The sequence below is a fragment of the Accumulibacter sp. genome (genome assembly GCF_031732815.1).
Taxonomy (GTDB): domain Bacteria; phylum Pseudomonadota; class Gammaproteobacteria; order Burkholderiales; family Rhodocyclaceae; genus Accumulibacter.
Genome location: NZ_JAVMKF010000282.1, coordinates 1 through 2652, shown reverse-complemented (window position 1 = coordinate 2652; position 2652 = coordinate 1). Strand labels below are relative to the sequence as shown.

At 61.8% G+C, this 2652-nt stretch carries 3 protein-coding genes; 2 read left to right on the top strand and 1 reads right to left on the bottom strand.

The window, feature by feature from the left end; genetic code table 11:
- Position 1 precedes the first annotated feature (1 nt).
- Complete coding sequence (locus RKP46_RS16330; protein WP_311107598.1) at positions 2–1183, bottom strand: KamA family radical SAM protein; 1182 nt, start codon at positions 1181–1183, stop codon at positions 2–4.
- Positions 1184–1346: 163 nt separating this feature from the next.
- On the opposite strand from RKP46_RS16330, the gene RKP46_RS16325 reads away from it, so the two are divergent.
- Together RKP46_RS16325 and RKP46_RS16320 are read left to right on the top strand one after the other, a co-directional pair.
- Complete coding sequence (locus RKP46_RS16325) at positions 1347–1790, top strand: Lrp/AsnC family transcriptional regulator (RefSeq protein ID WP_311107597.1); 444 nt, start codon at positions 1347–1349, stop codon at positions 1788–1790.
- Positions 1791–2079: 289 nt separating this feature from the next.
- A complete protein-coding gene (locus RKP46_RS16320; protein ID WP_311107596.1) occupies positions 2080–2520 on the top strand; it encodes a hypothetical protein in 441 nt (146 codons plus the stop codon).
- Positions 2521–2652: the final 132 nt, after the last annotated feature.

Here is a 2652-nt window from a genome sequence, read left to right as displayed (position 1 = left end):
CTCAGTTGCTGCGCGTCGGCAGCGCGTAGCCGCGGCCCAGCCCAGGCATCTCCACCGTCCGGCCGGCGTAGTTGCGGCACTTGACCGTCGTCCCCGAGCCGTCCGGCAATTCCTCCTCACGCACGTAGCTCGGAATGATCGGCAGCTTGCCGAGACCGCCGAGGCCATCGACGATGAAGGTCGGCACCGCCGGGCCGCTGATCCAGCCGCGCAGGCCCTCGTACAGTTCCAGCATGCGATGATAGGGAACGATGAAATGGTGCGCGCCTTCGACCATGTCGGTCGAGTAGACGTAGTACGGGCGAATGCCCATTTCGATCGCTTGCAGGAACAGTTCGCGCATCACCTCGACATCGTCGTTGACCCCCTTCAGGCAAACCGTCTGCAGGCCCATCATGATCCCCGCCTTCTGCAGCATCTTGACCCGCGCACGCAACAAAGGCGTGATTTCCTTCGGGTGATTGATGTGCGTGTTGACCATCTGCACGCGGTGCTTTTCGAGCAGCGCGCAGAGTTCCGGCGTGATCCGGGTCGGCAGTTGGACGATCATCCGCGTTCCCAGGCGCAGGAAACGGACATGCGGCGCGCGCCGGCGGATTTCGCCGAGGATCTCGTCCAGGCGATCATCGGTGAAGGTCAGCGGATCGCCGCCCGAGAGCAGCACATCCTGAATCTGCGTGTTGGCGGCGATGTAGTCGATCGACTGCTCGATCGCGTCCTTGTGCACCGAACCGGAGGGCTGCGAGACCATGCGCTTGCGGGTGCAGAAGCGGCACAAGGTAGCACAGGTGTTCGAAACGAGAAAAAGCACCCGGCGCGGATAGCGATGAACGATGCTCGTGCCGGGAACGGTGTCGCCTTCTTCGCCGAGCTGGTCGAGCATCGTGGCGAAGCCGGGCCGGGTCTCCTCGGCAAAGGTCGGCAGATATTGCCGACGGATCGGGCACTGCGGGTCGTCGCGGTCCATCAGTTGGGCGATGTACGGCGTGATCGACACGGCGAACTTGCTGTACACCGTCTGATCGACGTTCTCGACATGGTTGAGAATGCCGTTCAGTTCGCCGTGGTGCGTATAGCGCCGCGCGAACTGCTTCTGCCACGACTCCGCCGCCGGGTCGTAGGCGTCCAGTTCTTCGCGCGTGAGGAGTTTGTTGTTGACGTTGAACTCGATGGTCTGCAGCATGCAAGTCTCCTTTTATTGGTCTTTTTGACGACATCCCGAGCAAAAGTGCGGTATGGCTGCAGTCTAGGCAGCAAGCGCGCCGACCGAAACCGACAGAACGCCTGAAATGCCCGGTAATATTCGGTCATATTGACTGATCGTCAGACAAACCGGAGGAATGCCAATGGCAAGAACCCTGGACAACCTCGATCACCGGCTGATCGAGCTGCTGAAAGTGAATGCCCGGCTGCCGATGGTGACCCTGGCGAAAGCCCTCGGCTGCGCCCGCAGCACCGTCCAGTTGCGCCTGCAGGCGCTCGAGGACAGCGGCACGATCACCGGCTACACGGTCAGCGTCAAGGCGCCGCGCAAGGACGCCAACATCCGGGCGATGGTACTGATTGCCAGCGATTCCAAGGTCGAATACGACGTCGTCAAGGGGCTGAGCCGGCGGCACGAGATCGTCAAGCTGTATACGATCAGCGGACGCTACGACTTGTGCGCCATGTTGAGCACCGAAACGACCGAGGAGCTCGACGCAGTCATCGACAAGATCCGCGCCATCAAGGGCGTCGTCGATACCTTTTCGACGATCATCCTGTCCACCAAGCTCGACCGTCCGGAATAGCATCTGCGGACACCGTGTCACCCCAGTTCAGCGCCCGCAAGCCGAGAACCCCGCTTGGCTTGCGTCGACCATGAATCGCGGCTCCATCCCCCGTCACCGCCCAGATGGAGCGTCTCCCGCTGGGGCCACAGGAAAGCACGGCAAAGGGTAGAGTAGAGGACAGGCTTTTGCCTGCCCTCCCTCATCAAACCGTGCAGGCGATTTCCCGAAATTATGGAGCAAGCACCCCACTGCCAGACCGCCAGCTTCGCGAAAATAGTCCTGTTTTCAATGAACAGGAGCACTTTTCATGGCAGACCTTGACGTGGTAGCCGCCCTGATCAGGAAGCGCGCTGAGCTGGCCGACCTGATCGAGCATCAACAGAAGGAACAGAAGGAAATAAAGCGTTTGACGGAAGTTCTCGCCCACATCGAGGCGACCGTCACGCTGTTTTCCCCAGACTTCGAGCTGCGCACCGGGGCCGAGGCACGGCCGGTTCGAAACCGCTTTTTCGGTCCAGGCGAATGCCAGCGGATGGTCCTGGACATCTTCCGTGAGGCGCAAGGCGTGGCGCTGAGCAGCCGCCAGATCGGCGAAGCGCTGGCCGCACGCAAGGCGCTGGAACCCAGCACAGCCCTGATCGAGCAAATGCAGAAGAACGCCCTCAACGTGGTGCATCGCCTGCAGCGTACCGGCACCCTCGTCCCGGCTGGCCGGGACGGAGCGGGCGCTACCTGGAAGGTCGTATGACTCTCTCAGATCGCCAGGCTTTCCCCCTGGCGGTGGTTGCCCTGCCAGTAGCCGCACCAATCTCGACTCACCAGGGCACGGACGCACTTGCGCACGATGTCGCGGAAGATCTCCCCGTTGCTCCAGCGCCGG

Bases quoted from the DNA above. Each gene is read 5' to 3' on its own strand.
- RKP46_RS16330 (WP_311107598.1), bottom strand. From the start codon at position 1,183: ATGCTGCAGACCATCGAGTTCAACGTCAACAACAAACTCCTCACGCGC.
- RKP46_RS16325 (WP_311107597.1), top strand. From the start codon at position 1,347: ATGGCAAGAACCCTGGACAACCTCGATCACCGGCTGATCGAGCTGCTG.
- RKP46_RS16320 (WP_311107596.1), top strand. From the start codon at position 2,080: ATGGCAGACCTTGACGTGGTAGCCGCCCTGATCAGGAAGCGCGCTGAG.